General features: G+C 69.1%; 28 protein-coding genes and 1 riboswitch. Of the genes, 14 read left to right on the forward strand and 14 right to left on the reverse strand.

The features are described from left to right. Positions 1-755, reverse strand: a 755-nt coding sequence (locus AC1DMQ_RS23760; RefSeq protein WP_477036002.1) for a flagellin, incomplete at its 3' end; no start/stop codon positions are given. Between the two features lie 285 nt (positions 756-1,040). Next, entirely contained in the window at positions 1,041-1,403 is a 363-nt protein-coding gene (locus AC1DMQ_RS23765) for a hypothetical protein (RefSeq protein ID WP_477036003.1), read from the reverse strand. A 93-nt stretch (positions 1,404-1,496) separates the two neighbouring features. Here AC1DMQ_RS23765 and AC1DMQ_RS23770 point away from each other — a divergent pair, with 93 nt between their 5' ends. Beyond that, complete coding sequence (locus AC1DMQ_RS23770; RefSeq protein WP_477036004.1) at positions 1,497-2,480, forward strand: helix-turn-helix transcriptional regulator; 984 nt, start codon at positions 1,497-1,499, stop codon at positions 2,478-2,480. Between the two features lies 1 nt (position 2,481). Beyond that, positions 2,482-2,796 carry a hypothetical protein gene (locus tag AC1DMQ_RS23775; RefSeq protein WP_477036005.1) on the forward strand — a complete coding sequence of 105 codons (315 nt, stop codon included), beginning with the start codon at positions 2,482-2,484 and terminating at the stop codon, positions 2,794-2,796. A 3-nt stretch (positions 2,797-2,799) separates the two neighbouring features. Here AC1DMQ_RS23775 and AC1DMQ_RS23780 read toward each other — a convergent pair whose 3' ends face one another. From AC1DMQ_RS23780 to AC1DMQ_RS23790, 3 genes are read right to left on the reverse strand one after another with little or no spacing between them, the layout of a single operon-like run. After that, positions 2,800-3,651: an alpha/beta fold hydrolase gene (locus AC1DMQ_RS23780; protein ID WP_477036006.1), complete on the reverse strand. Its 852-nt coding sequence runs from the start codon at positions 3,649-3,651 to the stop codon at positions 2,800-2,802. Positions 3,652-3,675: 24 nt separating this feature from the next. Further along, on the reverse strand, positions 3,676-3,936 hold the full coding sequence (locus AC1DMQ_RS23785) for a helix-turn-helix domain-containing protein (RefSeq protein WP_477036007.1): 261 nt from the start codon (positions 3,934-3,936) through the stop codon (positions 3,676-3,678). Then, positions 3,936-4,535, reverse strand: a complete 600-nt coding sequence (locus AC1DMQ_RS23790; RefSeq protein ID WP_477036008.1) for a DUF2975 domain-containing protein — start codon at positions 4,533-4,535, stop codon at positions 3,936-3,938. The genes AC1DMQ_RS23785 and AC1DMQ_RS23790 overlap by 1 nt, the downstream gene beginning before the upstream one ends. 181 nt (positions 4,536-4,716) lie before the next feature. Between AC1DMQ_RS23790 and AC1DMQ_RS23795 the strand changes: the two genes are divergently transcribed. After that, positions 4,717-5,118: a YciI family protein gene (locus AC1DMQ_RS23795; protein ID WP_477036009.1), complete on the forward strand. Its 402-nt coding sequence runs from the start codon at positions 4,717-4,719 to the stop codon at positions 5,116-5,118. Then, complete coding sequence (locus tag AC1DMQ_RS23800; protein WP_477036010.1) at positions 5,115-6,368, forward strand: RNA polymerase sigma factor; 1,254 nt, start codon at positions 5,115-5,117, stop codon at positions 6,366-6,368. The genes AC1DMQ_RS23795 and AC1DMQ_RS23800 overlap by 4 nt, the downstream gene beginning before the upstream one ends. A 10-nt stretch (positions 6,369-6,378) precedes the next feature. Here the strand turns inward: AC1DMQ_RS23800 and AC1DMQ_RS23805 are convergent, their stop codons facing one another. Beyond that, positions 6,379-7,236, reverse strand: coding sequence for a hypothetical protein (locus AC1DMQ_RS23805; RefSeq protein ID WP_477036011.1), 858 nt, complete (start codon positions 7,234-7,236; stop codon positions 6,379-6,381). Positions 7,237-7,290: 54 nt separating this feature from the next. After that, the gene (locus tag AC1DMQ_RS23810; protein ID WP_477036012.1) at positions 7,291-8,301 is read right to left on the reverse strand and encodes a DNA topoisomerase IB; all 1,011 of its coding nucleotides are present in this window, start codon (positions 8,299-8,301) and stop codon (positions 7,291-7,293) included. Between the two features lie 142 nt (positions 8,302-8,443). Between AC1DMQ_RS23810 and rlmJ the strand changes: the two genes are divergently transcribed. From rlmJ to AC1DMQ_RS23825, 3 genes are all read left to right on the forward strand, one after another. Beyond that, a complete protein-coding gene (gene rlmJ, locus AC1DMQ_RS23815; protein ID WP_477036013.1) occupies positions 8,444-9,265 on the forward strand; it encodes a 23S rRNA (adenine(2030)-N(6))-methyltransferase RlmJ in 822 nt (273 codons plus the stop codon). After that, positions 9,262-10,539, forward strand: coding sequence for a chromate efflux transporter (gene chrA / locus AC1DMQ_RS23820; RefSeq protein WP_477036014.1), 1,278 nt, complete (start codon positions 9,262-9,264; stop codon positions 10,537-10,539). The genes rlmJ and chrA overlap by 4 nt, the downstream gene beginning before the upstream one ends. An 84-nt stretch (positions 10,540-10,623) precedes the next feature. Beyond that, positions 10,624-11,289, forward strand: coding sequence for a hypothetical protein (locus AC1DMQ_RS23825; RefSeq protein ID WP_477036015.1), 666 nt, complete (start codon positions 10,624-10,626; stop codon positions 11,287-11,289). On the opposite strand, the gene meaB is transcribed toward AC1DMQ_RS23825, so the two are convergent. Next, the gene (meaB, locus tag AC1DMQ_RS23830; protein WP_477036016.1) at positions 11,290-12,273 is read right to left on the reverse strand and encodes a methylmalonyl Co-A mutase-associated GTPase MeaB; all 984 of its coding nucleotides are present in this window, start codon (positions 12,271-12,273) and stop codon (positions 11,290-11,292) included. Positions 12,274-12,282: 9 nt separating this feature from the next. Further along, positions 12,283-12,600, reverse strand: a complete 318-nt coding sequence (locus tag AC1DMQ_RS23835; RefSeq protein ID WP_477036017.1) for a heavy metal-binding domain-containing protein — start codon at positions 12,598-12,600, stop codon at positions 12,283-12,285. 160 nt (positions 12,601-12,760) lie between these two features. Here AC1DMQ_RS23835 and AC1DMQ_RS23840 point away from each other — a divergent pair, with 160 nt between their 5' ends. After that, positions 12,761-13,267 (forward strand): DUF4112 domain-containing protein, encoded by a 507-nt coding sequence (locus tag AC1DMQ_RS23840; RefSeq protein ID WP_477036018.1) that lies wholly within the window; start codon positions 12,761-12,763, stop codon positions 13,265-13,267. A 34-nt stretch (positions 13,268-13,301) separates the two neighbouring features. After that, a complete protein-coding gene (locus AC1DMQ_RS23845; protein WP_477036019.1) occupies positions 13,302-13,766 on the forward strand; it encodes a DUF4112 domain-containing protein in 465 nt (154 codons plus the stop codon). Here the strand turns inward: AC1DMQ_RS23845 and AC1DMQ_RS23850 are convergent. Next, positions 13,763-14,302, reverse strand: coding sequence for a TetR/AcrR family transcriptional regulator (locus AC1DMQ_RS23850; RefSeq protein ID WP_477036020.1), 540 nt, complete (start codon positions 14,300-14,302; stop codon positions 13,763-13,765). The genes AC1DMQ_RS23845 and AC1DMQ_RS23850 overlap by 4 nt on opposite strands. 110 nt (positions 14,303-14,412) lie before the next feature. Here AC1DMQ_RS23850 and AC1DMQ_RS23855 point away from each other — a divergent pair, with 110 nt between their 5' ends. Further along, on the forward strand, positions 14,413-15,411 hold the full coding sequence (locus tag AC1DMQ_RS23855) for an alpha/beta fold hydrolase (RefSeq protein WP_477036021.1): 999 nt from the start codon (positions 14,413-14,415) through the stop codon (positions 15,409-15,411). A 116-nt stretch (positions 15,412-15,527) separates the two neighbouring features. Here AC1DMQ_RS23855 and AC1DMQ_RS23860 read toward each other — a convergent pair whose 3' ends face one another. The 4 genes from AC1DMQ_RS23860 to AC1DMQ_RS23875 all read right to left on the reverse strand — a co-directional run bounded on the left by AC1DMQ_RS23860 (position 15,528) and on the right by AC1DMQ_RS23875 (position 21,998). After that, a complete protein-coding gene (locus AC1DMQ_RS23860; RefSeq protein WP_477036022.1) occupies positions 15,528-15,983 on the reverse strand; it encodes a hypothetical protein in 456 nt (151 codons plus the stop codon). A gap of 212 nt (positions 15,984-16,195) precedes the next feature. Further along, positions 16,196-17,131 carry a DUF4238 domain-containing protein gene (locus AC1DMQ_RS23865; protein ID WP_477036023.1) on the reverse strand — a complete coding sequence of 312 codons (936 nt, stop codon included), beginning with the start codon at positions 17,129-17,131 and terminating at the stop codon, positions 16,196-16,198. A gap of 1,319 nt (positions 17,132-18,450) precedes the next feature. Further along, entirely contained in the window at positions 18,451-20,604 is a 2,154-nt protein-coding gene (scpA, locus tag AC1DMQ_RS23870) for a methylmalonyl-CoA mutase (RefSeq protein WP_477036024.1), read from the reverse strand. After that, the gene (locus AC1DMQ_RS23875; RefSeq protein WP_477036057.1) at positions 20,601-21,998 is read right to left on the reverse strand and encodes a methylmalonyl-CoA mutase family protein; all 1,398 of its coding nucleotides are present in this window, start codon (positions 21,996-21,998) and stop codon (positions 20,601-20,603) included. The genes scpA and AC1DMQ_RS23875 overlap by 4 nt, the downstream gene beginning before the upstream one ends. A 220-nt stretch (positions 21,999-22,218) precedes the next feature. Between AC1DMQ_RS23875 and AC1DMQ_RS23880 the strand changes: the two genes are divergently transcribed. The 4 genes from AC1DMQ_RS23880 to AC1DMQ_RS23895 all read left to right on the forward strand — a co-directional run bounded on the left by AC1DMQ_RS23880 (position 22,219) and on the right by AC1DMQ_RS23895 (position 25,595). After that, positions 22,219-23,226, forward strand: a complete 1,008-nt coding sequence (locus tag AC1DMQ_RS23880; protein ID WP_477036025.1) for an NAD(P)H-dependent flavin oxidoreductase — start codon at positions 22,219-22,221, stop codon at positions 23,224-23,226. A 91-nt stretch (positions 23,227-23,317) separates the two neighbouring features. Next, on the forward strand, positions 23,318-24,055 hold the full coding sequence (locus AC1DMQ_RS23885; protein WP_477036026.1) for a DUF2793 domain-containing protein: 738 nt from the start codon (positions 23,318-23,320) through the stop codon (positions 24,053-24,055). 86 nt (positions 24,056-24,141) lie between these two features. Then, positions 24,142-24,276: riboswitch (yybP-ykoY riboswitch) on the forward strand. 63 nt (positions 24,277-24,339) lie between these two features. Then, the gene (locus AC1DMQ_RS23890; RefSeq protein WP_477036027.1) at positions 24,340-24,909 is read left to right on the forward strand and encodes a TMEM165/GDT1 family protein; all 570 of its coding nucleotides are present in this window, start codon (positions 24,340-24,342) and stop codon (positions 24,907-24,909) included. Positions 24,910-24,968: 59 nt separating this feature from the next. Beyond that, on the forward strand, positions 24,969-25,595 hold the full coding sequence (locus AC1DMQ_RS23895) for a hypothetical protein (protein WP_477036028.1): 627 nt from the start codon (positions 24,969-24,971) through the stop codon (positions 25,593-25,595). Positions 25,596-25,754: the final 159 nt, after the last annotated feature.

Genomic DNA, 25,754 nt, shown 5'->3' on the forward strand with positions numbered 1-25,754 from the left:
TGCTGCTTGGTTTGCAGCGACTGCAGCTTGGCGCTTTCCTTGGCCAGGTCGGCGTCGACCAGGTTGCCCACGCCGGCGTCGAGGCTGTCTTGCAGCTTGCCGACGAAGGTCAGGTGGGTGTCCAGGCCGGTCGAGCTGGTGCCCAGCGAAGCCAGCTTGTTGGTGGCCGTGCCCATCGCCTTGCTGACGGTGTCGATCATCGTCTTGGCGGCGGCGGCCGACGTGAACGTCGACGTCGAGGCCAGGCCCAGGCCGACCAGCGAGATCGTCTTGGAGGCCACGGTGAACTGCGAACCGTCCGAGTTGGCCAGGAAGGCCAGCTTGGTCGTCGAGCCGTCGGCGATCGAGACGCCGTTGAACTTGGCGTTGGTGACAGCCTTGGTGATCTGGTCGCGCAGGCTGTTGAAGTCCGATTTCAGGGCTTCGAACGAGGCGGTGTTCAGCGAGGTGTCGGAGGCGGCCAGGGCCTTTTCCTTCATCTTGCCGAGCAGGTCGGTGACGGTGTCGCCGGCGGCCAGGGCCACGTCGATGGTCGACTGGCCGCGTTGCAGCGAGTCCTTCACGGCGTTCAGCGAGCCTGCGGTCGAGGACTGGACCTTGGCGGTCGCCCAGATCGCGCCGTTGTCCTTGGCGTTGGCGATCTTCTTGCCGGTGTTGATGCGTTGTTGCGTGACCTGAAGTTCGCTGTTGGTGGCGTTCAGGTTTTGCAGGGCGATCATCGCGCCCGAGTTGGTGTTGACGCTATTCAGCGGCATCCGACTATTTCCTATTCAAGGTTGTCCGGCGTCATTTTGACTACCGAGAGCATTTTGCTCGCCGCCAGGGTGTCGTCGGGGCGTTTAAAATGGGTGAACCCGGAATATTGCTCGTAGTGGGAACTGTAAGGTAGGCAAATTATGCTGCGTCATGTTGTCGACATTACAGGTATGTGTCGATCTGACGCAGTATTGTCGGATTGCCGATAGATACAGAGGATGGAAGCCGTCGGCGCGTTTGGCGGGGCTGGTCGCGCCTGCGGCCAAACGTCCGACGGTCTGTCCTCAGGCGCACAGCCGCTGCGGCGCCACGTCGCGGTCGTCGGCGTCGAAAAGGTCGAAAGCCTCTTCCCAGGCCGTCTGCCGCGAGGCGCGCAGGGCCGCGTCGTCGATGATCCGGACGATCTGATCCTCGCGATCGTTCCACACCAGGCCGATATCGGCGGCGCGTTCGGCGTCGCGGCCGAGCAGCAGGATGATGTCGGCCCGCAGCACCCGCTCGGGGCTCAGCCGCATCAGGGTGCGCCCGCCGCCGAGATCGCGATGGATGTCGGCGAAGTCGAGCACGGCCGAGATCATGGCGGCGTTGACCGGGGCGACGTGCCAGTCCTGGGCGAGAAGGCGAGGCTGGGTGAGGAGGCGGTTCATCAGAGGGCTCCAGATCGGGCCTTCTGCCCGGCGGGTTTCTTCAGCCTCCCTTTTGAAGGTGCTCTGCGTCAAAAACGGTCGTATAGGTGCGGCATGCGACACGACAAGGCGACCAAACTGCTGGACCTGGCCCGGATGCTGGCCGGATCGTCCGAGGGCATGACACTGGACGAGATGGCCCGCGCCATGGACGTGGGGCGGCGCACGGCCGAGCGGATGCGCGACGCGGTCTGGGCGGCCTTCCCGCAGATGGAGGCGATCGACGATCCGCCGACCAAGCGTTTCCGCATCCCCTCCGGGCTGGACAGCCTGTTCCAGACCCCGACCGCCGAGGAGCTGGCCGCCTTGCGCACCGCGGCCGACAGCTACGCCGCCGGCGGAGCCGAGGGCCGCTCCGCCGCGCTCTACGCCCTGGAGCGCAAGCTGATGTCGGCCTTGCGCGGGGCGGCGCGACGCAAGGTGGCGCCCGACCTGGAGGCCCTGATCCAGGCCGAGACGATCGCCGTCCATCCCGGTCCGCGCCCGTTCGAGGACGAGGGGGTGCTGCGCGCCATACGGGCGGCCGTGAAGGGACTGCAGGCCTTGTCGTTCCGCTACGAGGGCGGCAGCGCGCCGGGCCGGACCCGCAAGGTGACGCCGCTGGGCATCCTGTTCGGTCACAGCAACTATCTGGTCGCGGCCGAGGGCAAGGATCCGCGACCGCGCACCTTCCGCCTGGATCGCATGCGCGAAGTCACGGCCCTGGACGAGGCGGCCGCGCCCCCGGCCGACTTCTCGCTGCTGGCCTTCGCCAATGAGAGCTTCGGCATCTATCACGGCGATATCGAGGACGTGTCACTGCGCATCGGGCCCAGCCGCGCCGAGGACGCCCTGCGCTGGCGCTTCCATCCCGACCAGGTCGTGACCCAGGAGGCGGGCGGCTCGGTGCTGGTCACCTTCCGGGCCAGCGGCATGCGCGAACTGGCCTGGCACCTGTTCACCTGGGGTGACGCGGTCGAGATCCTCTCGCCGCCCGGCTTGAAGGCGATGATGCTCGGCGAACTGAGGGCGGCGCTGAAAGCGCACGAAGCGGGTTGATATGAAAAACGGTGTCGACGCCCACGCGCTGGCGGTGCGGATCAAGACGGCGGACCCAACCTCCCGGCGGCGATTGATAGCCGCCTATCGCGCCTGGATCCTGCAGGGCGCCAAGGCCGGCCAAGCCTGGACCCTGCCTGGGATCGTGGCGATCGTCCTCGCCGTCGCCGCGGCGCTTCTTGGGCCGGTGCGCGGGCTGGCCCCGACGATCGTCTATGCGGCGTGCGCGGTTCTGGTGTTGGTCGGGCTGCTGCTGTTTCGCGTCGGGGCGCGGAAGGAGCGGGCGTGGCGCGAGGCCAGCCCCTTCCGCGACTAGCCGTCAGCGCCCGGCCTGCTCCACGAAGGCCATGACCGTCTCCGTGAAGGCCTCGGGCCGCTCCAGATAGATGAAGTGGCCGCCGCCGGTCATGACGATCCGCTTCGCGCCCGGGATCAGCGCCTCCAGGGCGCCGGCATGGGCGTGGACGTCGGGGATGTCGGCCTCTCCGGTGACGATCAGGGTCGGCGCCTTGATCTCGTCCAGTCGGCCCATGACCTCTGGCCCGTCCTTGATCATGCGGGCCGCGCCGAAGTTGCCCGGATGGGCGGTGAGGTCGGCCACGACGAAGGCGCGCTGGGCCTCGGCCCCGGGCGTCAGGATGTAGGGGTCCTTGACGGCGTCGGCGAGGCGGCCCTGGGACAGCAGCGTCACCAGGGTCTGGGTGCGCTTCATGAAGTGTTCGGTGGGCTTGAAGCCGTTCACCGCCGCCCCGACCAGGATCAAGCCGTCCACCGCTCGCGGATGGGCCAGGGTGAAGTCCACCGCGACGCCGCCGCCGGACGATGAGCCGACCAGGGCGGCGTGCTCGACTCCCGCCGCCTTCATCACCGCGTCGAGGTCGGCGACGGCGTCGTAGGGCGCGGTCGCGGCCGGCGAGGCGCCGTAGCCCCGGCGGTCGTAGCGCACGACCTTGGCCTTGGCGCACAGCAGCGGCCAGGTCGCGTCGAAGGCCGAGCCGTCGAGGATGCCGTCATGGAGCAGGACGATCGCCTTGGGTCCCGCGCCGCAGGCTTCGTACGAGACCTGGCCGCCGGCGACGGGGATCAGCTTGGGCGCGGCCAGGGCCGGGGCCCCGCCTAGCAGCAGGCAGCCGAGGGCGATCGCCGCCACGGGCGTTGAAAACAGTCGCATCGATGTCTCCTGGGTGAAGCGCCGTCAGGCGCGCTTGAGCGTGTCCTGCTCGTGGTCTTGGGGAAGCTGGTCCGTCGCGTCGCCCGGCGCGTATTCCAGGATGTCGCCCGGCTGGCAGTCGAGATAGGCGCAGATCGCCTCGAGGGTCTCGAACTTCATGCCCTTCACCTTGCCGGACTTCAGCAGCGAGAGGTTGGCCTCGGTGATGCCGATGGCGCGGGCCAGGACGTTGGAGCGCACCTTGCGCCTGGCCAGCATGACGTCGAGACGCAGGATGATCGGCATCAGACGAACGCCTCGCGGTCTTCCTCGATCTCGCGTCCCACCTGCATGACCTGGCCGATCACGAAGACCAGCAGGCCCAGCACGAAGGCCTGGACGCTGGCCATGTGCGCCCAGTTCTTGTCGATCTCGTAGCCGGTGGCGCTGAGGAACAGGTGGCAGACGAAGGGAGACAGGGCGTAGGCGCACAGCCAGCCGCCGATGCGGCTGAAGGCCTGGCCGTTCTCCCGCGCGAACACCCGGCCCTTGGCGTAGAGGCTGAACAGCGACCGCACGCTCCAGAACAGCATGATGATCGGGGTCGCGCGCACGATGCCGACCAGGCAGTAGATCAGCCGGTGGGGCAGGGGCAGCGAGCCGAACGCCACCGAGTTGGGCGGTCCTTCGCCGATGTAGCAGTTGTCGGGGCCGATCCGGACGAACTCGCCCTTGTAGAAGATCATGGTGACCAGGGCCGCGACCAGGATGGCGGTCGACAGGGTCAGCAGGCCCGTGAACAGCCAGGCCAGTCCGCGACTGCCCAGGCGCACGCGACGCTGGGCGGCGGTCTCGGCGGCGGCCCGGGTCTCGGCGCGCGGCTTGAGTTTGACGACGATGCTCATGACGTCCTCCAGTGACGCCAAAACTCAATCCGAAACTTCTTTCTGTCAAACGATAATATTTTGCGATCGAGACGATGGGGCTCGAAAAGTCCGCGAGGCCATGTCGAGAATGGCCCGACGGCTTCGACTTGCCCTCGAAAGCGCCGGGAGAACGGCGCTCCAAACCGAAGGGACCCCGACGATGAAGTACATCCTGATGATGCAGTACCCGGTGGCCGGCGGCGACGTCCCGTCCATGGACCAGTGGCCGCAGAAGGCAATCCAGGCGCACATGGAGCATCTCCGCCTGTTTCGGGAGGAGTTCACCACCTCGGGCGAGATGGTCGTGACCCATGCCTTGGCCGCGCCGGAGGATGCGCGGTTCGTGCGGGCGCGCCAGGGCGGGGCGCCGGAGGTGACCGATGGCCCCTTTCCGGAGACCAAGGAGTTCCTGGCCGGCTACGTCATCGTCGATGTCGATGCGGCCGAGCGGGCCTACTACGCCGCTTCGCGCTGGTCGGAAGGTCCTGGCCCGGACGGCCGGCCGCTGAACCTGCCCGTCGAGGTGCGGCGGGTGATGTGGGCCAGCGGCGAGGAGATGTGAGCCTCGCGGCGCTGGATCGCGAGACGACAGACCTGCTGCGCCGGCTGGCGCCGCGGGTCCTGTCGGCCGTGGTCCGCCGCTACCGCGACTTCGCCGCCGGCGAGGACGCGGTGCAGGAAGCCTTGCTGGCCGCCGCCCGGCAGTGGCCCGAGAGCGGCGTCCCGGCCAATCCGGCCGGCTGGCTGGTGCAGGTCGCCTCGCGCCGGATGACCGACCATATCCGCGGCGAGATCGCCCGGCGGCGGCGCGAGGCGAAGGCGGCGGAAGACGACTTCCAGGCCATGTCGCCGCCGGCCGACGACGCGGATCCCCTGGCCGATCGCGACGACACGCTGGGCCTGCTGTTCATGTGCTGTCATCCGGCCCTGACCTCATCCTCGGCCATCGCCCTGACCCTGCGCGCGGTCGGCGGCCTGACCACGGCCGAGATCGCCGCCGCCTTCCTGGTGCCCGAGGCGACGATGGCCCAGCGCATCAGCCGGGCCAAGCAGAGCGTCCGGGCCTCGGGCGCGCCGTTCGAAGCCCCCGACGCCGCCGAGCGGGTCGAGCGGCTGCGGTCGGTGCTGCACGTGCTCTATCTGATCTTCAACGAAGGCTATGCCGCCAGCGCGGGACCCGACCTGCAGCGCGCCGACCTGGCCGGGGAAGCGATCCGGCTGGCCCGCGTCGTCCGGGCCCTGCTGCCGAACGATGGCGAGGTCGCCGGCCTGCTGGCCCTGATGCTGCTGACCGACGCCCGCCGGCCGGCGCGCTCCGGCCCGGACGGCGAACTGATCCCGCTGGCCGAGCAGGATCGCGGTCTCTGGGACGCGGCGGCGATCGCCGAGGGCGTGGCTCTGGTCGAGGCCAGCCTGTCGCGCGGCGCGGTCGGGCCCTACCAGCTCCAGGCCGCCATCGCCGCCGTCCACGACGAGGCCGCCCGGGCCGAGGACACCGATTGGCCGCAGATCCTGGCGCTGTACGGCCTGCTGGAGCGGATGGCCGACAATCCGATGGTTCGGCTGAACCACGCCGTGGCCCTGGCCATGGCGCAAGGGCCGCGTGTCGGTCTGCGGCGACTGGTCGAGCTGGAGAACGACAAGCGCCTGGCCGGGCATCACCGGCTGGCGGCCGTGCGGGCCCACCTGCTGGAGATGGCCGGGGATCGGGAGGCGGCGATCATCGCCTACCGGGCGGCCGGCGCGCTGACCGCCAGCGAGCCCGAGCAGCGGTATCTGCTGGCGCGGGCCGCGCGGCTGGCGGGGTCCTAGGCGTGCAACGCTACCCCGCGGGGCATCCTAGGTCGGCGGCGTAGACCCGCCAGCCCTTCACGGTCTCCCGGCGCCGCGCCTCGGTTCCGCCATTGGCGATGTCGCCGAAAGACTGGCCGGTGATCTGGTTCAGAATGGCGTCGAGCGCGTCGACGACCTGTTCCGGTCCGTAGTGGCGCACGCCCTCGAAAGCGTTGGTCGCGTGATTTGTCAGGGAGATCGCCGGCTCCGCCAAGGGGCGGTGATCCTCCATGTGGGCCACGATCGCTGGAACGCCGGCGGGGCCGAGCGCTTCCAGCCGCGCGAAGATCGCCCGCTGACGGATGTCGGCGCCGGGACGTCCGCGCAGTCCGCCCAGTTCCGAAACCAGACGGCGGACTTCCGCATCGTGGGCGGCCGGGGCGGGGGTGACGCGAAGCAACGCGGCCTGGCGGGCGATCTCGGTTCGCACGCCGGGTTCGGCCTGGGCGGCGGGCGTTAGCGCCTTGGGGGAATGGCCGGCGAAATAGAATTTCGCCGGCGAACCGGCTTGGGTTAGGAAAAGCAAGGCTCGCGTGTCGATGGCGGCGCGCAGCGTGTCGGGCGACGGAAGATAGGGCTCGTCCTTGGGGTAGATCTGGACGGCGTTCGGCCTGGGGCCCTTCAGCGAGGTCGCTTCCTCCAAAGGCACGGTGATGTAGTCGGGATGCGCGATGGCTTTTGCCAGGACCTCCGGTGAAAGACCGAGGCGCCCCTGGACGATGCTGGACGAGGCCGCGACCAGCCGGGCCAACTCAGGCGAGGCTGGGCAAGCGCGGGGCGCCGCGGCCGCGGGCCAGGCGATCAGGGTTGCTAAGCAGGCCCAAGGCGCGAAACGTTGGAAAGACATCGATTCCCCCGAAGCTCCAGCCAAGCTTGGCGCTAGGTTGGCGTCCTCGCAAGGTCAGCCGGCCACCAGCTTCAGCAGCGCCAGCTCCTTGGCCCTGGGCGACGCGGCCCGCCGCTTGGGCAGGCGGCTGGTCTCGAAGGCCTCCAACACCTTGGGGTGGATATAGGCCGCGCGGCAGACCGCCGGGGTGTTGCCCAGCAGGCCGGCCACCGCCTTGACGCAGGTGTTCAGCGTACGCTTGGCCTCGGTCTTGGTTTCCGGCTTGGGGCTGAGGCTCAGGGCTTCCAGCGCCGCCAGCGATCCGGCCCAGGTGCGGAAGTCCTTGGCCGAGAAGTCGTCGCCGCACGTGGCGCGGATGTAGTCGTTGACGTCGTCGCTTTCGACGGCGCGTCGTTGACCGTCCTCGTCGAGATACTGGAACAATCGCTGGCCGCGCAGTTCCTGGCAGGCGGCGACGATCCGCGCCAGGCGACGGTCGCGGAAGCCGGTCCTGTGCATCTTGCCGCTCTTGCCCTTGAACTCGAACATCGCCCCGCCGCCGGCCAGGGTCAGGTGGCGCTTGCGCAGGGTGGTCAGGCCGAAGCTCTTGTTGGTCTTGGCGTATTCGTCGTTGCCGACCCGGATCAGGGTCAGCTCCAGCAGGCTGACCACGGCGGCCAGCACCTTCTCGCGCGGCAGGCCACGGCGCGACAGGTCGGCGGCCACGCGCTTGCGCAGCTTCGGCAACGCCCGACCGAAGGCGGCCATGCGGTCGTACTTGCGCGCGTCGCGGTCGGCCCGCCAGTCGGGGTGGTAGCGATACTGCTTGCGGCCCTTCTGGTCGCGGCCCACCGCCTGGATGTGGCCGTTGGGATCGGGGCAGATCCAGACGCTGGTCCAGGCCGGCGGGATGACCAGGGCCTTGATCCGCGCCAGGGTGGCCTCGTCCTTCACGGTCCGGCCGTCCTCGTCGACATAGGAGAAGCCCTTGCCGTGGGCGATGCGACGCAGGCCCTGCTCCTGGTCGTTGACATAGGCCAGCAGAGTGCGTTCGGCGGGTGTGGTTTCCAGCGTGTCGCGGGGCACGGCGGTCACCGTCCCACGAGGTGGCGGCGGTGGGCCGCCAAATAGTCCTGGGCCGAATAATCCTGGGCCATCGTTCGCTCCCAACCCTAATCTGCGGCAACGTGATAGACGGAGCGCCGGTTCCGGGAGCGACGCGCCAGACATGAACTACCGACACGCCTTCCACGCCGGTAATTTCGCCGACCTGCAGAAGCACGCGATCCTGCTGGCCCTGCTGAAGGCCCTGACGGCCGACGAGACGCCGCTGTCGGTGATCGACACCCACGCCGGGGCGGGGGCCTACGACCTGGGCGGCGACATGGCCCAGCGCTCGGGCGAGGCGGCGGCGGGGATCGGGCGGCTGCTGGCGATGCCGGACGCACCGCCGGTGTTCGCCTCGCTGGTGGCGGCGGTGAAGGCGCTGAACGGCGGCGGCGCGGGATCGCTCTATCCAGGCTCGCCGTTGCTGATCGCCCGGCATCTGCGCAAGACCGACCGCTACACGGCCTGCGAGCTGCGGCCCGACGACTTCGACAGCCTGCGCCGCACCCTGGCGCCCTACGCCTTCGCCCAGGCGGTCAAGGACGACGGCTACGCCACGGCCGTCGCTAGGGCCGGCAAGGGGGGACGGACGTTCGTGCTGATCGACCCGCCGTTCGAGCGCAGCGACGACTACGCCCAGATTGTCGCCACGACGAAGGCGGTGCTGGCCAAGGACAAGGACGCGGTGATCGCCGCCTGGATGCCGCTGAAGGACCTGGAAACCTTCGACGCCTTCATGCGGGCGATGGAAACCGTCACGAATGACGCGCTAGCTGCCGAGCTCCGGCTCCGGCCGTTGACGGATCCGATGAAGATGAACGGCTGCGCGATGGTGATGGTCGGGGCGCCCAAGTCCACCGAAGGCGCGATCGCCGAGGTCACGACCTGGCTGGCCGACAACCTCGGCGACGCCGGCGCCAAGGCGCGGATCTGGCGCGCGTGACGTCGGGCCAGCCCAGCTTTCGGGAAGCGTTCTGGGTCTGGCTCAAGGTCGGCTGCCTGGGCTTTGGCGGTCCGGCGGGGCAGATCGCCCTGCTGCACCGCGAGGTGGTCGAGCGGCGCGCCTGGGTCGACGAGGAGCGCTTCGCCCACGCCCTGAGCTTCTGCATGCTGCTGCCCGGCCCCGAGGCCCAGCAACTGGCCACCTGGCTGGGCTGGCGGCTGCACGGCGTGCGCGGCGGCATCGCGGCGGGGCTGCTGTTCGTGCTGCCGGGCCTGGCCGTGATGCTGGGCCTGTCGGCGCTGTACGTCGCGCATGGCCGCGCGGCCTGGGCGGGGCCGGCCCTGCTGGGCTTGAAGGCGGCGGTGGTCGCCCTGGTGCTGCAGGCCCTGCTCCGCATGGGCGGGCGGGCGATCAAGGGCGTCGCGGGATGGTGGGCCGCCGGGTTGGCCTTCCTGGCCCTGACGTTCACCGCGCTGCCCTTCCCGCTGATCATCCTCGCGGCGGGCGCGGTCGGCTGGGCGCTGGGCGGCGGTCCGGTCGTGGCCGCGACGCCCGAAACGGCCCAGCGGCCCGCCTGGCGCACGGCCCTGGTTTGCCTAGCCGTCTGGCTCGCGCCGGTGCTGCTGGCCCTGGCCGTCGCGCCCGGATCGACCCTGGCCAGGATGGGCGGGGTGTTCAGCCTGCTGGCCGTGGTCAGCTTCGGCGGCGCCTATGCGGCCCTGGCCTATGTCGGACAAGCGGCCAGCGCCTTCGGCTGGCTGGCGCCGGGCCAGATGCTGGACGGCCTGGGCCTGGCCGAGACCACGCCGGGGCCGCTGGTGCTGGTCCTGGTCTTCGTCGGCTTCGTCGGCGCCTATCAGAGCGCGCCGCCGGAGTGGGCCTGGATCGCGGCCCTGGCCGGAGGCCTGATGGCCGCCTGGACCACCTTCGCGCCGTCGTTCCTGTGGATCTTCGCCGGCGGCCCGTTCTTCGAGCGCCTGCGCTCGCGCCCTCGGCCGGCCCGCGCCCTGGCGCTGGTTTCGGCCGCCGCCGTCGGGGTGATCGCCAATCTGGCGGTGTGGTTCACGGTCCATCTGCTGTTCCGGGTGGGCGCGGTCCACGCCTGGGGACCGTTGCGGGCGGAGCTGCCGGACCTGACCAGCGTCAACCTGCCGGCGGCGGGCCTGACGGTGCTAGCCTGCGGTCTGGTGTTCGCCCTGCGCGCGCCGATCCTGGCGGTGGTGGGAGTCATGGTCGTGGCGGGTCTAAGCTTGGGCGCGATCGGTCTGATTTGAGTCCCGGATCCCGATTTTACGACTCGGTCGGTTCGAAAACCGTGTTATGCTGCACTGCAACAAAACGGTTGTTGGAGCTCGGCCATGACCCTGTCGTTCCTTCCCGAAATGCCCAAAATCGATCCTGAAAAGGGCCCGCACCTGATGGCCGGCGCGGCCTCGCCGCTGTGGCTGATGTTCGGCGGCGCGGCCATGGCGGGCGCCACCTGGTGGTGGTGGTCGGCGCGCTGGCGCGAGGCCGTCAATGTCGAGGCCCTGATGGCGCCGGCCCTGGCCAAGGCCATCTCCGCGCCCGAGCCCGTCGAGCTGGCTCCCGAACCGGCTGTCGAGGCGGTGATCGATCCGGTCACCGAGGCCCCGGTCCTGGCGCCGGTCGCGCTGGAGACGCCCGAACCCGTCACCGCCGCCGCGACGGCCGCGACCGAAGCCGTCGCCGAGGCCGTCCAGGAGACGCTCGACACCGCCGAGACCGTGGCGGCCGAGACGAAGGAAACCCTGGAAGCCGTCAGCGCGCCGGTCGTCGAGGCCGCGGTCGAGACCGCCAAGTCCGCCGGCGACGACCTGACCCAGCTGGTCGGCATCGGTCCCAAGCTGGCCGCCTCTCTGGCCGACCTGGGCGTCACGCGGTTTTCCGAGATCGCCGCCTGGGGACCAGAACAGCTGGCCGACTTCAACGCCAAGCTGGACCTCAAGGGCCGCGCCGAGCGGGATGCCTGGGTCGCCCAGGCCAAGCGGCTGGCCGCCGACTAGCTAGTCCAGCCCGAACGCCGCCAGCAGCCGGTCGGCCGCCGCCGAGGCGGGCAGGTCTCCGGCCCGCACGGCCTGTTCGATGTCGGCCGTGATCGCCGCCACGGCCGGCGCTTCGCGGAAGGCTTCGGCCAGCCGGTCCTGGACCATGGCCCACATCCAGCGGCTGTCCTGGTCGGCCCGCCGCGCCCCGCGCGCGCCGTTGGCGGTCATGATCTCGCGGTGGCGCCGGATCTGGGTCCACAACACGTCGAGGCCCGCGCCGGTCAGGCCCGAGGCGGTCAGCACGGGCGGCGTCCAGTCGGGCGAGGTGGGCGTCAGGATGTGCAGGGCGTTGCGATAGTCGCGGGCCGAGCGCTCGGCCTTGGCGGAATCGGCGTCGGCCTTGTTGATCACCAGCAGGTCGGCCAGCTCGATCAGGCCCTTCTTGATGCCCTGCAGCTCGTCGCCGCCGCCGGGGATCAGCAGGGCCAGGAAGATGTCGACCATGTCCGACACCACGGTCTCGGACTGGCCCACCCCCACGGTCTCGACCAGGATCACGTCGAAGCCGGCCGCCTCGCACAGCAGCATGGCCTCGCGGGTCTTGCGCGCCACCCCGCCCAGCACGCCGCCGGATGGCGAGGGGCGGATATAGGCGTTGGGATCGACGCTGAGCCGCTCCATGCGGGTCTTGTCGCCGAGGATCGAGCCGCCGTGGCGGCCCGAGGAGGGATCGACCGCCAGCACCGCCACGCGATGGCCGGCGGCGGTCAGCATCGTCCCGAAGGCCTCGATGGTCGTCGACTTGCCGGCCCCCGGCACGCCGGTGATCCCGATCCGCTGGGCCTGTCCGGTGCGCGGCATCAGGCGTTCGAGCAAGGCGCGGGCGGCCTTCTGGTGATCGCGGCGACGGCTCTCGACCAGGGTGATGGCGCGAGCCAGGGCGGCGCGGTCGCCGGCGACCAGGCGCGTCTCTAGATCGGCGATGTCGATGGGTTGGCTCACGCGTCCCGCTTAGAGGACGACGGCGGTCCCGGAAACCGAAACCATCATCATCGAGCCGTGCGGGCCCACGGTGTTGTAGTCGAGGTCGACGGCCACGATCGCGTTGGCGCCCAGCTTCTCGGCTTCCTTGACCAGGTTCTTCATGGCGTCCTCGCGGGCCCGGGCCAGGACCCGCTCGTAGGACTTGGAGTGGCCGCCGATGAAGTCGCGGATGGCGGCCGTCAGGTCGAGCACCACGTTCGCGCCAAGGATCGACTGGGCGTAGATCGCGCCCTTGTAGTCCTGGACCGGCCGTCCTTCGATGAAGGGGGTGGTCGAGATCAGCATCGACAGAGTCCTCGTCAGCCGCGTCAAGCACGTCGGGCGCTCGCCGTTAACTTAAGCACAAACGGCCCGCTTCGCGAGGGGCTCCCTCGGAGCGCGAGCGATTTGCGCCCGGCTTTCGCCTGACACGCGAAACTATGCCGTGGCCACTTCCTGCGCGCCCATGGTTAAGGCAGATTGCAGCCGTACCGCTGCTGGGGGCCGCCGGGTGATCTTCGCCAAATCGCATCTCGACCTGCACAACATCCGCAACAACGTGGCGCGGGTGAAGAAGCTGTCGGACAACGTGGTCGGCGTGGGTCCGCTGGGCATCGGCCTGGACGGCCTGCTGACCTGGATTCCGGGAGCGGGCGAGCTCTACAGCCTGGGGGCCGGCGGGCTGATCGTCTGGGACGCCGTCCGCGCGCGCTCGGCGCCGATGATCGTCATCCAGATCATGGCCATCATCCTGGTCGACACCGTGGCCGGCGCCGTGCCGGGCGTGGGCAAGGTGGCCGACATGCTGTTCACCGGCCACAAGTGGTCGGCCGACATGCTGACCAACCACATGGACGACACGATCTATTTCGAAGGTGCGCGCAAGGACGTGCAGGGCACGGCGGAGTACCGCGACCTGCTGGAGCGCATCCGGGCCGGCAAGGAAAAGCGCCGGGTCGTCTTCCTGGGCTGACACAACCAAGTTGGCGGAGGCGCGTTGAGCTGACATGACCGAACGCACCGCGCAGACCGTCGAGGGCTACGTCGTCGACGAAGGACCCACCAGCCGTCGCCAGAAGGCGCATCAGGCCTGGCGTCACGCCGAGACCATCAAGCGGCTCTCCGACCGGCTGATCGGCATCGGACCGTTCGGCATCGGCCTGGACGGCGTGCTGGCCTGGGTGCCCGGCGTGGGCCTGGCCTATGGCCTGGGGGCCGGCGGGATCCTGCTCTACCACGCCATGCAGGCCGGAGCTTCGGGAGCGACCCTGGCGCGGATGGCCGCCTATCTGGCCGCCGACAACCTGTCCGACACCGTGCCGATGCTGGGCTGGGCCGTCGACACCCTGTTCCCGGGCCACCTGATGGCCGCCAAGGCCCTGCAGAAGGACATCGAGTCCAGGCACGGCCTGCCCGACGAGATCGATGCCAAGACCCGCAAGAAGCGGCGGGTGAAGAAGGGGCGGCGCTAGGCCTCGGCCTGGGCGCTCACCAGCGCCTTCACGGCGCGCTGCATGGGACGCGCGTCGCCCGTCGTGGCTAGCCATAGGGTCGCGCCCTCCAGCCGCGCCAGCGTGTCGGCGGCGACGGCCTGGGCTTCCTCGACGCCGAGGCCGGGCTCGAGGATCGCCGCGATGCGGTCGCGCTGCCCGGTGAAGAACCCCTCGACCGCGATCCTGGCCTCCGGCGTCTCGCCAGAGACCCCATAGGCCAGATGCAGCCCGACGCAGCGCTTGGTCTGCGTCAGGGAGCCGGCGATGCGTTCGACGATCTCGGCATAGTCGGCGCGCCAGTCGCCGCCCGGACGGGGCAGGCCGGCGAAGGTCTCGTCCAGGGTCACCGTCAGCACCTCGGGCACCAGGGCCTCCTTGCTGGGGAACCGCGTGTAGAGGCTGGCCTTCTTCAGGCCCACGCGCTCGGCCAGGTCCTGCATGGAGGCGCCGTCATAGCCGTGCTCCCGAAACAGCTCGCGGGCTTCGAGCACGATGTCGCCCAAGGTCGCTTTCATTTTCGCCTCTTTACATCCGACCGATCGGTAGTATTTGTGTTTCCGACCGGTCGGTCGTATTTGAGCGCGACCACCGGCTTCGTCAACCTTTTCGGACCCAGGAGCCGATCATGTCCGTCGCCGAAACCTCGCCCCGCGGCGTCAGCCGCCGCCTTGCCCTGCTGGCGCCCCTCGCCGGATTGGCCGGCGTCGCCGTGGCCGATCCAGCCACCGCCGCGGGCGCCGCGCGGATCGTCCAAGCCGCCAAGATCCACTATCGCCGGCAGGTCGTCGGCGAGGTCGACGTGTTCTACCGCGAGGCCGGTCCCAAGGACGCGCCGGTGATCCTGCTGCTGCACGGCTTCCCGACCTCCGGCCACATGTTCCGCGACCTGATCCCGCAGCTGGCCGGCCGCTACCGGGTGATCGCCCCCGACCTGCCGGGTTTCGGCCAGACCAAGGCTCCGCCGCGCGGCCAGTTCGACTACACCTTCGACAACCTGGCCAAGGTGGTGGACGGCTTCACCCAGGCCCTTGGCCTGTCGCGCTACGCGATCTACGTCTTCGACTACGGCGCGCCCACGGGCTTCCGCCTGGCCGCCGCCCATCCCGAGCGCGTCACGGCGATCATCACCCAGAACGGCAACGCCTACGAAGAAGGACTGAGCCCGGCCTGGGCGCCGCTGCGGGCCTACTGGGCCGATCCGGCCCCGGCCAACCGCGAGGCCCTGCGCGCCATGCTGACGCCCGAGATGACCCGCACCCAGTACCTGGCCGGCGCCGACGCCAGCCTGGTCTCGCCGGACGGCTACGAACTGGACACCGCCTATCTGGCGCGACCGGGGCAAGACGACATCCAGCTGGACCTGTTCCGCGACTACCGCACCAACGTCGCCTCGTATCCGGCCTGGCACGCCTATTTCCGCGACCACAAACCGCCGATCCTGGCCGCCTGGGGCCGCAACGACATCTTCTTCCTGCCGCCCGGCGCCCAGGCCTTCAAGCGCGACCAGCCCGAGGCCGAGGTGCGTTTCTTCGACGCCGGCCACTTCGCGCTGGAGACCCACAGCGCCGAGATCGGCGCGCTGATCGTCGACTTCCTGGGCCGCAAGGTGGCCAGGACGGCGTAGGCGAGGTCAGCCGCCGCGTCGATCGTCGGAGGCCGGCCGCTCGTCGCGGAGGCCGGCCTCCAGGCGACAGCTGATCCACCACGCCGCCGTCAGCAGGCCGGCGCGGGCGATCTGGCTCATGCCGGAGACGTCCCGCGCGGCGCCCGAGCGGGCTGTCGGCGGCCATAGGCGATCATCCACACGCCCAGGCCGGTGAGCAGGCCCAGCACGGCGCTCAGCGGCCACAGCAGCGCGGCGTCGGCGCCGTGCCAGCCGGTCAGCTTCACCGCCACCGCCGCGCCGGTGACGGCGCCGATCAAGCTGGCGAGGCTGCGGTGATGGCGTCCGAACTGATGCAGGCAGGCCCAGGCGCAGGCGGCGCAGAACACGTAGGGCCAGCCCAGCACCGCGCCGAACGGCAGGGCGGTGATCGCCGCCGAGGCGGCCGTGGCGGCGCGCTGGGCGAGCGCCGTGGCGTCGTCGGTCCAGATCATCGTCTGCGACAGGACCACGGCGGGAAAGGCGAAGGCGAAGACGATCGCGGAGACGATGCGGGAGAAGCTGGTCGTCTCGCGGGCGAGGGGCGGAAGCATGGGCGGCGCCTTGGCGGTTGAGGTCGGAAGGCCTCATCACGCGCCGCGCCGGTGCGTCCTCGGTCGGGGTCTTGTGGGAGATGTGGTCAAGAGCTGGTGCAGGGTTTGGGGGATGTGGCCGCCTAGGTCATGGCCATGTCCGTCTTCGGCATGAAGACGGCCGGCTCAGATCGGCCCAAGTTGGACTTCGGTCTGAGCGTCGTCCAACTGGCCTAGTAGAGGATCGACGGGCCTATCTCGTTATCCTGCGGTGGCTCGCCCCGAATATACCAGAACGGGTCAGAGGCATTCGTCCGCGAGACGAAATAGTTCTCCGCGTGCGCGCGAGTACGACGGTTCAATTCGCCGACATGGATAGCCGGAATCTCAAAATATCCGCTTACTCCCTTCTTGTTCAGCAGCAACAGACAGGTCGGGCTCAAGGGCATAGTGATTTCGAGCGTTGGATACATAAGTGCTGGGCCGCGATGGAGTGGTGGTCGCTTATGACCAGCGGGGTCAAACCAAACACAGGGATTGTCCGAGGTAATAAACGGGTCCACCTCGCTCGTGCATAGGAACGCTAGGTCGAACTGCGTGAGATGGGGCAGGACCGTTCGGATATTCGACATCAGGCTGTGCTGTAGCGGGAAAGCGACAAGCTGCCGTACATCCTCCTCAGTCATCGATGGGCCCTCACCGGGGGAGGATATGCTCGTGGCAACCCTCCGTTGCTCCGGGGTCATCCGCTCAAAGCTGGCCTTCATCCGCTCCATAGAACTGATGACCGGCGACCATTGCCCACGGATATGTTCGCGCATGGCTGGGGTTCGGAAATACTGCGCTGCCGCGAACGCCAGGATCGCCAGTTCGTCGTCAGTCTCCAGGGCTTTGCGCTGGTCCAGCTTGTGCCGGCGCACCTGGGCAAAGGCGCCTTCCAGCTTGTTCAGCCCCTGCTCGATAGTCACGTCGCGGCCGTCTGGCCCAACGGGGCGTGTGTACATATCGATTTCGTGAAAGATTTTCTTGGGGGCCTTCTTCTTTGCGTCGCCTCCTTCGGCGGGGAAGGACCAGACGTAAGGGTCGTGATGGCTTGGCACGTTGGGGTCGGCCCAAGCCAACAGATAGCTTTGCGCGACGTAGTGCTGTTTGCGGTGTCCCCGAGCCATGCGGCCATCGTTACACGCGTGCCTGGGAAGCGCCATTTGAAGCAGGCCGGACCAGAGCCATAACTTCCGACATCCACCCCCTTGGGGCGTGGAAAATTCCGCTTTTGGGGAATCCGCCGACCAAGCGCTGCCTTGTGGACTTCCACTCCAAATTGCGGCACGCCGGATCAAACAAATCGAGGGACGGGCGATGAGGACGTTTGGGGCGCTAGTCGCAATTGCCTGCGCCGCGGCGAGCGCTGTCGCCCACGCTCAGACTGCTGAAGCGCCTCCCGCACATCCGCTGGCCAAGTGCGTTGGCTACTATCGGATTATGGGGACTCTCTCCGGAGAAACCCGGTCACCCGATGCCTGGAAGGAATATCCGTGGCCGGGCGCTGTGAAAAAGGTCGCATCCAGCAAGCAGAATTGGGCGTTTCGCGAGGCTCTCGCAAATCAGCAGCTAAGCGCGGCCCTCGCTGATCCAGAACAGGTCGATGCGGAAGTCCAGCGACAGATAAAAGTGTCCAATCTGGCGGTTAAGGTCGTTCAGATTTACCGTTTGTCGCTTCCCACCAGTCGAACGCCGACCGTCGAGCGCGTGCTGTCGGAGGCGGCTAGTTGTGACGTTTTGCTGGGGCTGGCGGGCACATAACACTGGTGTCGTCGCTCTAGGCGCTGACCGCCATGCTCGGCGGATAGCGAACAGAGTTGAGCGTTTTCAATGCCTTGAACTTTCTCGACCCGATTTGGTCCTCACCCTTCCGAACCGCCCGTATCCTGCTTGCACCTGAGAGCACGGGGAGGGCGCACGTACGGCGACCGATGCGGCTTTCGGGGGTGGTCGAGCGGGAAGCGTTTGTCGGTGGTCTTCGGTGACAGCCTTCGCGACGGTCCTGGGCAGGTTCCCCTTAGTCGGGACGAAACCCAGGCGGCGGAGGATCGGCGGACGCGGCAGGCGTGGGCTGAAATCGCCCATGCGGTCCGGAGCAAGCCAATGCTCCGCCCGTCGGGGGCCTCCATCGGAGCGGGTTAAAAATCCGCGATCCGAAGGCTTCCGGATAACGGCCGCGCGAAGCGTCTGACTTCGTCGAAACGGTATTCACAACTGCAAATCATCCGGGCAAGGCCCGGGCGCTTCGCACCCTTCCCATCAAGCTCAGCGGGTTTCCGCGTGGGATCACACCCACTTGCCCCCACCTGACCGCTGCGCGGTCTGTCGCGGCGAGGGGGCGGAGGACGCCGCGCTCACGCTCCTCTTCCCCCCTATGGGGGAAGACGACCGCGAAGCGGTCCGTAGGGGGCAAGGGCGTGAGCCGCTGTCCGCTGTCAGGCAGCCCCTACGCCGCCTCGCCCTGGGTGTAGCCCAGCTGCTTGTTCAGCTTGTCCAGCAGCTCGATCACCGCCTCGGCGATCACCGTGCCGGGCGGGAAGATCGCCGCGGCGCCGGCGTCGCGCAGGGCCTGGAAGTCCTGGGGCGGGATCACGCCGCCGACCACCATCATGATGTCGCCGCGTCCCTGCCTGGCCAGTTCGGCCTTCAGTTCGGGGGCCAGGGTCAGGTGGCCCGCCGCCAGGGACGAGGCGCCGACGATGTGGACGTCGTTCTCGACCGCCTGCCTGGCGGCCTCGGCCGGGGTCTGGAACAGCGGGCCGATGTCGACGTCGAAGCCCAGGTCGGCGAAGGCGGTGGCGATCACCTTCTGGCCGCGGTCGTGACCGTCCTGGCCCATCTTGGCGACCAGGATGCGCGGGCGGCGGCCGTCGGCCTGTTCGAAGGCCTCGACCATCGCCTTGGCCCGGGCGGCGGCCGGGTCGCTGCCGGCTTCCTTCATGTAGACCCCCTGGATCGACTGGATGGTGGCGCGGTGGCGGCCGAAGACGTTCTCCATGGCCAGGCTGATCTCGCCGACCGTGGCGTGGGCCCGGGCCGCGTCGACGGCCAGGGCCAGCAGGTTCTCGGTCCCTCGCGCTCCGTCCTCCAGCGCCTTGAGTGCGGCGGCGGTCCTGGCCGGATCGCGCTCGGCCTTCAGCCGGGCCAGCTTCTCCAGCTGCTGGTTGCGCACCGAAGTGTTGTCGACCTTCAGCATCGGGATCTCGTCGACGACCTCGGGCTTGTAGCGATTGACCCCGACCACGCTCTGGCGATTGGCGTCGATGCGGGCCTGGGTCTTGGCGGCGGCTTCCTCGATGCGCAGCTTGGGGATGCCCTGCTCGATGGCCTTGGCCATGCCGCCCACGGCCTGGACTTCCTCGATGTGGGCCAGGGCCTTGACCGCCAGGTCGTGGGTCAGGCGCTCGACATAGTAGGAGCCGCCCCACGGGTCGGCGACGCGGGTCGTGCCGCTCTCCATCTGCAGGAACAGCTGGGTGTTGCGGGCGATGCGGGCCGAGAAATCGGTGGGCAGGGCCAGGGCCTCGTCCAGGGCGTTGGTGTGCAGGCTCTGGGTCTGGCCGTTGACGGCCGCCATCGCCTCGACGCAGGTCCGCGAGACGTTGTTGAACACGTCCTGGGCCGCCAGCGACCAGCCCGAGGTCTGGCTGTGGGTGCGCAGGCTGAGCGACCGATCGTCCTTGGGATCGAACTCGCGCTTCATCAGCCGGGCCCACAGCAGCCGGGCGGCGCGCATCTTGGCCACTTCCATGAAGTAGTTCATGCCGATCGCCCAGAAGAACGACAAGCGGGGCGCGAAGGTGTCGATGCTCATGCCCGCCGCCACGCCGGCCCGGGCATATTCGACGCCGTCGGCCAGGGTGTAGGCCAGCTCCAGGTCGGCCGACGCCCCGGCCTCCTGCATGTGGTAGCCGCTGATCGAGATCGAGTTGAACTTCGGCATCTTCTCGGAGGTGAAGGCGAAGATGTCCGAGATGATCCGCATCGAGGGGGCGGGCGGATAGATGTAGGTGTTGCGGACCATGAACTCCTTGAGGATGTCGTTCTGGATGGTCCCGGACAGCTTGTCGGGGCTGACGCCCTGTTCCTCGGCGGCGACGATGTAGAGCGCCAGGATCGGCAGCACCGCGCCGTTCATGGTCATCGACACGCTCATCTTGTCGAGCGGGATGCCGCTGAAGAGGGTGCGCATGTCGAGGATCGAGTCGATGGCCACGCCGGCCATGCCGACGTCGCCCTTCACCCGTTCATGGTCGCTGTCGTAGCCGCGGTGGGTGGCCAGATCGAAGGCCACGGACAGGCCCATTTGGCCGGCCGCCAGGTTCCGGCGATAGAAGGCGTTGCTGTCCTCGGCGGTCGAGAAGCCCGCGTACTGCCGCACCGTCCACGGGTTGGTGACGTACATGGTCGGGTAGGGGCCGCGCAGATAGGGCGCGACGCCGGGATAGCCGTCGGTGAAGTCCAGGTCCGCCGTGTCGTCGGCGGTGAAGGCCGGGGCCACGTCGACGCCCTCGGGCGTGACCCAAGCCGCGCCCTCGGGGGCGGCGGCGGTCGGGCCGGTCTCGAACGCGACGTTCGTGAAGTCGGGGAACTGGCTCATGCTTGCGCTCCCTCGAAGGCGGCCGAGAACCGGATGGGCGTCAGGGGCGGGCAGCGGGAGTCCGGTCCTGGCACGCGGGCGCTGGGCGGATCGACGGCGAAGTCATCGGTCTTGGGCGTGGCCACCTCGACCGGCTTGTCGTCGGCGTTGGGGAAGGCGGTGACGCCCAGGATCTTGCGGCTCTTGTCGGCGAAGGCGGCTTCCTGCGCCGCCCGGGTGGCGGCGACGATGTCGGTGATCAGGCCGCTCTCCAGCGCCTTGACGATCCCGCCGGCCGCCTCGATGGCCTGGAAGCCGCCCCAGGCGGCGCGGGCCAACTGGTCGGTCAGGCTGTCCAGGTACCAGGACCCGCCGGCCGGGTCGGCGACGCGGCCCAGATGACTCTCCTCCATCAGCACCAGCTGGGTGTTGCGGGCCTGGCGGCGGCCGAAGGCGGTGGGCAGGCCGATCGCGTCGGTGAAGGCGCCCAGCACGATGGCGTCGGCCCCGCCGACCGCGCCGGCGAAGCCCGCGGAGGTCAGGCGCAGCAGATTGGTCCAGGCGTCGGCCCGGGTCAGCATGCGCTGCGAGGACCGGGCCTCGATCACGGCCGGAACCGACACGCCGCAGGCGTCGGTGATCCGCGCCCACAAGGCCCGGGCGGCTCGGACCTTGGCCACGCCGGTGAAGTATTCCGCGTCCAGGCTGACGCCCAGGGTGATGCGCGAGAAGGCCTCTTCCATCGACAGGCCCGCGCGGACCAGGGCCTTGGCGTAGGCCAGGGCGCAGGCGGCCATCACCGCCAGCTCCTCGGTGTTGGAGCCGCCGGCGTCATGCGCCGCGCGGCCGGTGGCCAGCATCAGGCTGGCCTTGGCGTAGGTCTGGGACAGCCGCGCCCCGACCGTCGCGGCCGAGATCAGGTGGCCTTCGATCGGCCCGGGACTGACGCCGGCCTGGGCGAAGGCGGTCAGTGGATCCATGTGGAAGGCCATCGGCGCGTTGGGCGCGGCCTTGGCCAGGCCGCCCAGCCAGTCGGCGGCCTTGGGTCCCAGGAAGCCGGCGTCCAGGGCGACGGGGGCCAGGTCCAGCAGCACGCCGCTCAACGCCTGGGCCAGGTCCTGCGTCGAGCCCACGGCGACGCCGTTTACGCCGGCGGGGTCGAGGGCCAGCAAAACCGACGCCGCGCCGCCTTCCAGGTCCTTCATGATCTCGGCGGCGGCCTGGCGGGGATCGGGGTGGGCGGCGCGCATGCGCAGGTCCCAGGGACGCTCGGCGTCGCGGGCCCGCAGGTCGCGCGCCACGGCCACCCCATCTTCCGCGGTGTACAGCGGACGGATGGCGATGCCGTCGGGAGTCCGGGTGATCAGGGCGTCGTCGAACGTTTGGCCCTTGAGGGTCTTCTCGACCAGGGCCATCCACTTGGACCGATCCGGGGCGCCAAAATCCTCGGCCAGCGGGGTGGGCGGGTGATTCACGACGTCTGTCTCCTGCACCGCAGCATTTTCTTGTTTTGGCCAGCAGATGCGCCTGTGCCCTAGGGTAGGTCAAGCGCTTGCGCACGGCCCGAACGACCGTTTAAGCTAACGCTGTTTACATGAGCGGCCCGGAGCGGTCGCCCCAAAGGAGACGTCCCTCATGGCCTTGCCGCCGATCCTGCGCGACCGCCTGCGCCTGCCCGTCATCGCGTCTCCGCTGTTCATCATCAGCAATCCCGACCTGGTCATCGCGCAGTGCAAGGCCGGCGTGGTCGGCTCGTTTCCGGCCCTGAACGCGCGGCCGATCTCGCAGCTGGACGAGTGGCTGGCGCGGATCACCGAGGAGCTTGCGGCCTATGACCGGGCCAATCCCGACGCCCCCTCGGCCCCGTTCGCGGTCAACCAGATCGTCCACAAGAGCAACAACCGGCTCGAGGAGGACATCGCCATGTGCGTCAAGCACAAGGTGCCGGTGGTGATCACCTCGCTGGGGGCTCGCGAGGACCTGAACGGCGCGATCCACTCGTACGGCGGCATCACCCTGCACGACGTGATCAACGACAAGCACGCCCACAAGGCCATCGAGAAGGGCGCGGACGGCCTGATCCCGGTGGCCGCCGGCGCGGGCGGCCACGCCGGCACCCTGTCGCCGTTCGCCCTGGTCCAGGAGATCCGCCAGTGGTTCGACGGGCCGGTGGCGCTGTCGGGTTCGATCGCCTCGGGCCGCTCGATCCTGGCCGCCCAGGCCATGGGCGCGGACCTGGCCTATATCGGCTCGGCCTTCATCGCGACCCAGGAAGCCAACGCGCCCCAGGGCTACAAGGACACCATCGTCGAGGCCTCGGCCAACGACATCGTCTATTCCAACCTGTTCACCGGCGTGCACGGCAACTACCTGCGCCAGTCGATCGAGCGGGCGGGGCTGGACCCCGCCAACCTGCCGGTCAGCGACCCTTCGGCCATGAACTTCGGCTCGGGCGGCAACCAGGAGGCCAAGGCCTGGCGCGACATCTGGGGTTCGGGCCAGGGCGTCGGCGCCATCGACGCGGTGCTGACCGCCGGCGAACTGGTCGCCAAGTTCGCGGAGCAGTACGAGAACGCCAAGGCGGAGCTGGCGGCCAAGACGGCGTTGACTTCGGGAAACCGCCTGGCTTTCGCGGCCCAGTAGGCGGGGACGGGCAGGGGGATCGACAGCCGTCGGTCCTCCGGGACTCCCGGCGGGGGGAAACTGGAGGCGTTGAAACCCTCCAGGAGCTCCCATGTCCAACGACACGACGCCTCGCCTGTCGCTGCCCTTCGTGGCCGCCGGCCAGGCCCAAAAGCACATCACCGTCAACGAGGCCCTCGGCAAGCTGGACGGCCTCGTCCAACTGGCGGTCCATAGCCGTACGGTCGCCACCCTGCCGGCCTCGCCGTCCGACGGGGCGATGCACATCCTGCCCTCCGGCGCGACCGGCGCCGCCTGGTTCGACAAGGCCGCCGGCCTGCTGGCCCACTATGTTGACGGCGTCTGGCAAGACCTGACGCCGAGGGCCGGCTGGCTGGCCTGGATCATCGACGAGGGCCTGGCCCTGATCCACGACGGCGAGAACTGGACCCCGCTGTCCTCGACCTTCAAGAACCTGACCGCCGCCCGCTCGCCGTTCTTCGCCTCCACCCGGTTCGAGATCCTCGAACAAGAGGTGACCCTGTCGGGCGCTTCGGTCGCCACCAGCGTGGCGATCCCCAGCCGCGCCGTCGTGCTGGGCGTCTCGACCCGCACCAGCGTCGCGATCACGGGGGCGACCTCGTACAGCTGCGGCGTGGCCGGCGAGGCGGGCAAGTTCGGCTCGTCGCTGGGCGTTGCCAAGAACGCCAGCAACGTCGGGGTGATCGGCCCGACGGCCTATTACGCCGACACGCCGGTGGTGATCACGGCCGCGGGCGGCAGCTTCACCGGCGGCAAGGTGCGGGTGTCGATGCACGTGATGCGGTTCGACGGACCGGCGGCGGTCTAGGAGGACGGGGACAGGCGCATGCGCCTGTCCCCAGCCGCATCGCGACCTTTCATCGCCTTGACCTCCAGGACCAACGCCGCTACCAACCCGCCACCTTTGGGGAGTAGCCGCCCGCGCCTATCAGCGGGGCCCGTCGTCAACACACTTATCCTTCGGGATATGGCGCGGGTGAAGGAAGCCACCGGCTTCCGCGGCGAGACCAATGGCGTCGGTTTCCGTTCCGGGCTGGGCGGGGTCTCCGATGCTATTGGCGTGCGCTCGGCCCGGACGGTGTTTTTAGATCCATGGAACCCCTGCTCGTTTCGGCCCTCGTGGTCGCTATCGCCGAGATCGGCGACAAGACCCAGCTGCTGGCCATCATCCTGGCGACGCGCTTCAAGAAGCCCGTGCCGATCATTCTCGGCATCCTGGTCGCCACCCTGGCCAACCACGCCCTGGCGGCCCTGGCCGGTTCGCTGGTCTCGGGCCTGTTCGACGGCGCCTGGTTCAAGTGGGCCATCGCGGTCTCGTTCGTCGCCATGGCCGCCTGGGCCCTGATCCCCGACAAGGCCGACGACGACATGCCCGGCGGCGCGGGTCGCTACGGCGTGTTCCTGACCACCACCATCGCCTTCTTCCTGGTCGAGATGGGCGACAAGACCCAGATCGCCACGGTGGCTCTGGGCGCGCGCTTCCACGACGTGCTTTGGGTCGCGGCCGGCACCACGCTTGGCATGATGGCCGCCAATATCCCGGCCGTGTACCTGGGCGAGGCGGCGACCAAGATCGTGCCGCTGAAGTACGTGCGGACCGGCGCGGCGCTGATCTTCCTGGGTCTTGGGATCTGGGCCGGGATCGAGGCCTTCCGCGCCTAACGCAACCGAAATCCCCGTCTCTCCGTTCTCCCGCATCTGAACTGTGGGAGGATGGGAAGATGAGCGACCTATCGCCATCGGAATTTCACGAAGACGTCTATGCGCACCCGCTGATCTCGTGGGGCGCGGTCATCGCGGGCGTGGCGGTGGCCATCGCGCTGGGAGCCCTGCTCAACATGCTGGGCCTGGCCATCGGCGCGACCGCCGCCAACCCCTGGACCATGGACAGCGGCGACGCCAAGGCCCTGACGATCGGCGGCGGCCTGTGGGTGGCGTTCTCCAACGCCGTGGCGCTGCAGGTCGGCGCGTTTATCGCCGCCCGCGCCGCCAAGTATCCGGACCATCACCGGGGCCTGTTCCAGGGCCTGGCGGTCTGGGGCGTGGCCTTCGTCCTGGCCTTCGCGGGCCTGGGCAGCAGCGTCGGCGGTCTTCTGCAAGGCGGCGACACGGCAGCCACGGCCTACGCCACGGCGGCCGACGAGGTCTCGGGTCCGGACGACCGGGTCAGCGACGCCGACGCCAAGGCCGCGGCCGAGCAGGCCGGCGACGTCACCGCCAGCCTGGCCTGGTGGGGCGTGGCGACCATGGTGCTGGGCGCGATCGGCGCCGTGGCCGGCGGTCGCCTCGGCGCCCGCCATCCCGTCTGGCATCGGCGCGCCCGCGTCGTGATCACCCCCAGCGTCTAGGAGGCTTCGATGAAGGGCATTTTCCTCTGGCTGCTGGGCATCCCGCTGCCGATCATCCTGCTGCTGTACCTGTTCCACGTGCTTTGACGTGACGAGGCCCGTCCGCCCTTGATGCGGGCGGGCCTCAGCCTCAAAAGGGGTCCCACTGTTGGGAGCCTT

Source organism: Caulobacter sp. 05L422 (genome assembly GCF_056397765.1).

Bases quoted from the DNA above. Each gene is read 5' to 3' on its own strand.
- AC1DMQ_RS23765 (WP_477036003.1), bottom strand. From the start codon at position 1,403: ATGAACCGCCTCCTCACCCAGCCTCGCCTTCTCGCCCAGGACTGGCAC.
- AC1DMQ_RS23770 (WP_477036004.1), top strand. From the start codon at position 1,497: ATGCGACACGACAAGGCGACCAAACTGCTGGACCTGGCCCGGATGCTG.
- AC1DMQ_RS23775 (WP_477036005.1), top strand. From the start codon at position 2,482: ATGAAAAACGGTGTCGACGCCCACGCGCTGGCGGTGCGGATCAAGACG.
- AC1DMQ_RS23780 (WP_477036006.1), bottom strand. From the start codon at position 3,651: ATGCGACTGTTTTCAACGCCCGTGGCGGCGATCGCCCTCGGCTGCCTG.
- AC1DMQ_RS23785 (WP_477036007.1), bottom strand. From the start codon at position 3,936: ATGCCGATCATCCTGCGTCTCGACGTCATGCTGGCCAGGCGCAAGGTG.
- AC1DMQ_RS23790 (WP_477036008.1), bottom strand. From the start codon at position 4,535: ATGAGCATCGTCGTCAAACTCAAGCCGCGCGCCGAGACCCGGGCCGCC.
- AC1DMQ_RS23795 (WP_477036009.1), top strand. From the start codon at position 4,717: ATGAAGTACATCCTGATGATGCAGTACCCGGTGGCCGGCGGCGACGTC.
- AC1DMQ_RS23805 (WP_477036011.1), bottom strand. From the start codon at position 7,236: ATGTCTTTCCAACGTTTCGCGCCTTGGGCCTGCTTAGCAACCCTGATC.
- rlmJ (WP_477036013.1), top strand. From the start codon at position 8,444: ATGAACTACCGACACGCCTTCCACGCCGGTAATTTCGCCGACCTGCAG.
- AC1DMQ_RS23825 (WP_477036015.1), top strand. From the start codon at position 10,624: ATGACCCTGTCGTTCCTTCCCGAAATGCCCAAAATCGATCCTGAAAAG.
- AC1DMQ_RS23835 (WP_477036017.1), bottom strand. From the start codon at position 12,600: ATGCTGATCTCGACCACCCCCTTCATCGAAGGACGGCCGGTCCAGGAC.
- AC1DMQ_RS23840 (WP_477036018.1), top strand. From the start codon at position 12,761: ATGGTTAAGGCAGATTGCAGCCGTACCGCTGCTGGGGGCCGCCGGGTG.
- AC1DMQ_RS23845 (WP_477036019.1), top strand. From the start codon at position 13,302: ATGACCGAACGCACCGCGCAGACCGTCGAGGGCTACGTCGTCGACGAA.
- AC1DMQ_RS23850 (WP_477036020.1), bottom strand. From the start codon at position 14,302: ATGAAAGCGACCTTGGGCGACATCGTGCTCGAAGCCCGCGAGCTGTTT.
- AC1DMQ_RS23855 (WP_477036021.1), top strand. From the start codon at position 14,413: ATGTCCGTCGCCGAAACCTCGCCCCGCGGCGTCAGCCGCCGCCTTGCC.
- AC1DMQ_RS23860 (WP_477036022.1), bottom strand. From the start codon at position 15,983: ATGCTTCCGCCCCTCGCCCGCGAGACGACCAGCTTCTCCCGCATCGTC.
- AC1DMQ_RS23865 (WP_477036023.1), bottom strand. From the start codon at position 17,131: ATGGCTCGGGGACACCGCAAACAGCACTACGTCGCGCAAAGCTATCTG.
- scpA (WP_477036024.1), bottom strand. From the start codon at position 20,604: ATGAGCCAGTTCCCCGACTTCACGAACGTCGCGTTCGAGACCGGCCCG.
- AC1DMQ_RS23875 (WP_477036057.1), bottom strand. From the start codon at position 21,998: ATGGCCCTGGTCGAGAAGACCCTCAAGGGCCAAACGTTCGACGACGCC.
- AC1DMQ_RS23880 (WP_477036025.1), top strand. From the start codon at position 22,219: ATGGCCTTGCCGCCGATCCTGCGCGACCGCCTGCGCCTGCCCGTCATC.
- AC1DMQ_RS23885 (WP_477036026.1), top strand. From the start codon at position 23,318: ATGTCCAACGACACGACGCCTCGCCTGTCGCTGCCCTTCGTGGCCGCC.
- AC1DMQ_RS23890 (WP_477036027.1), top strand. From the start codon at position 24,340: ATGGAACCCCTGCTCGTTTCGGCCCTCGTGGTCGCTATCGCCGAGATC.
- AC1DMQ_RS23895 (WP_477036028.1), top strand. From the start codon at position 24,969: ATGAGCGACCTATCGCCATCGGAATTTCACGAAGACGTCTATGCGCAC.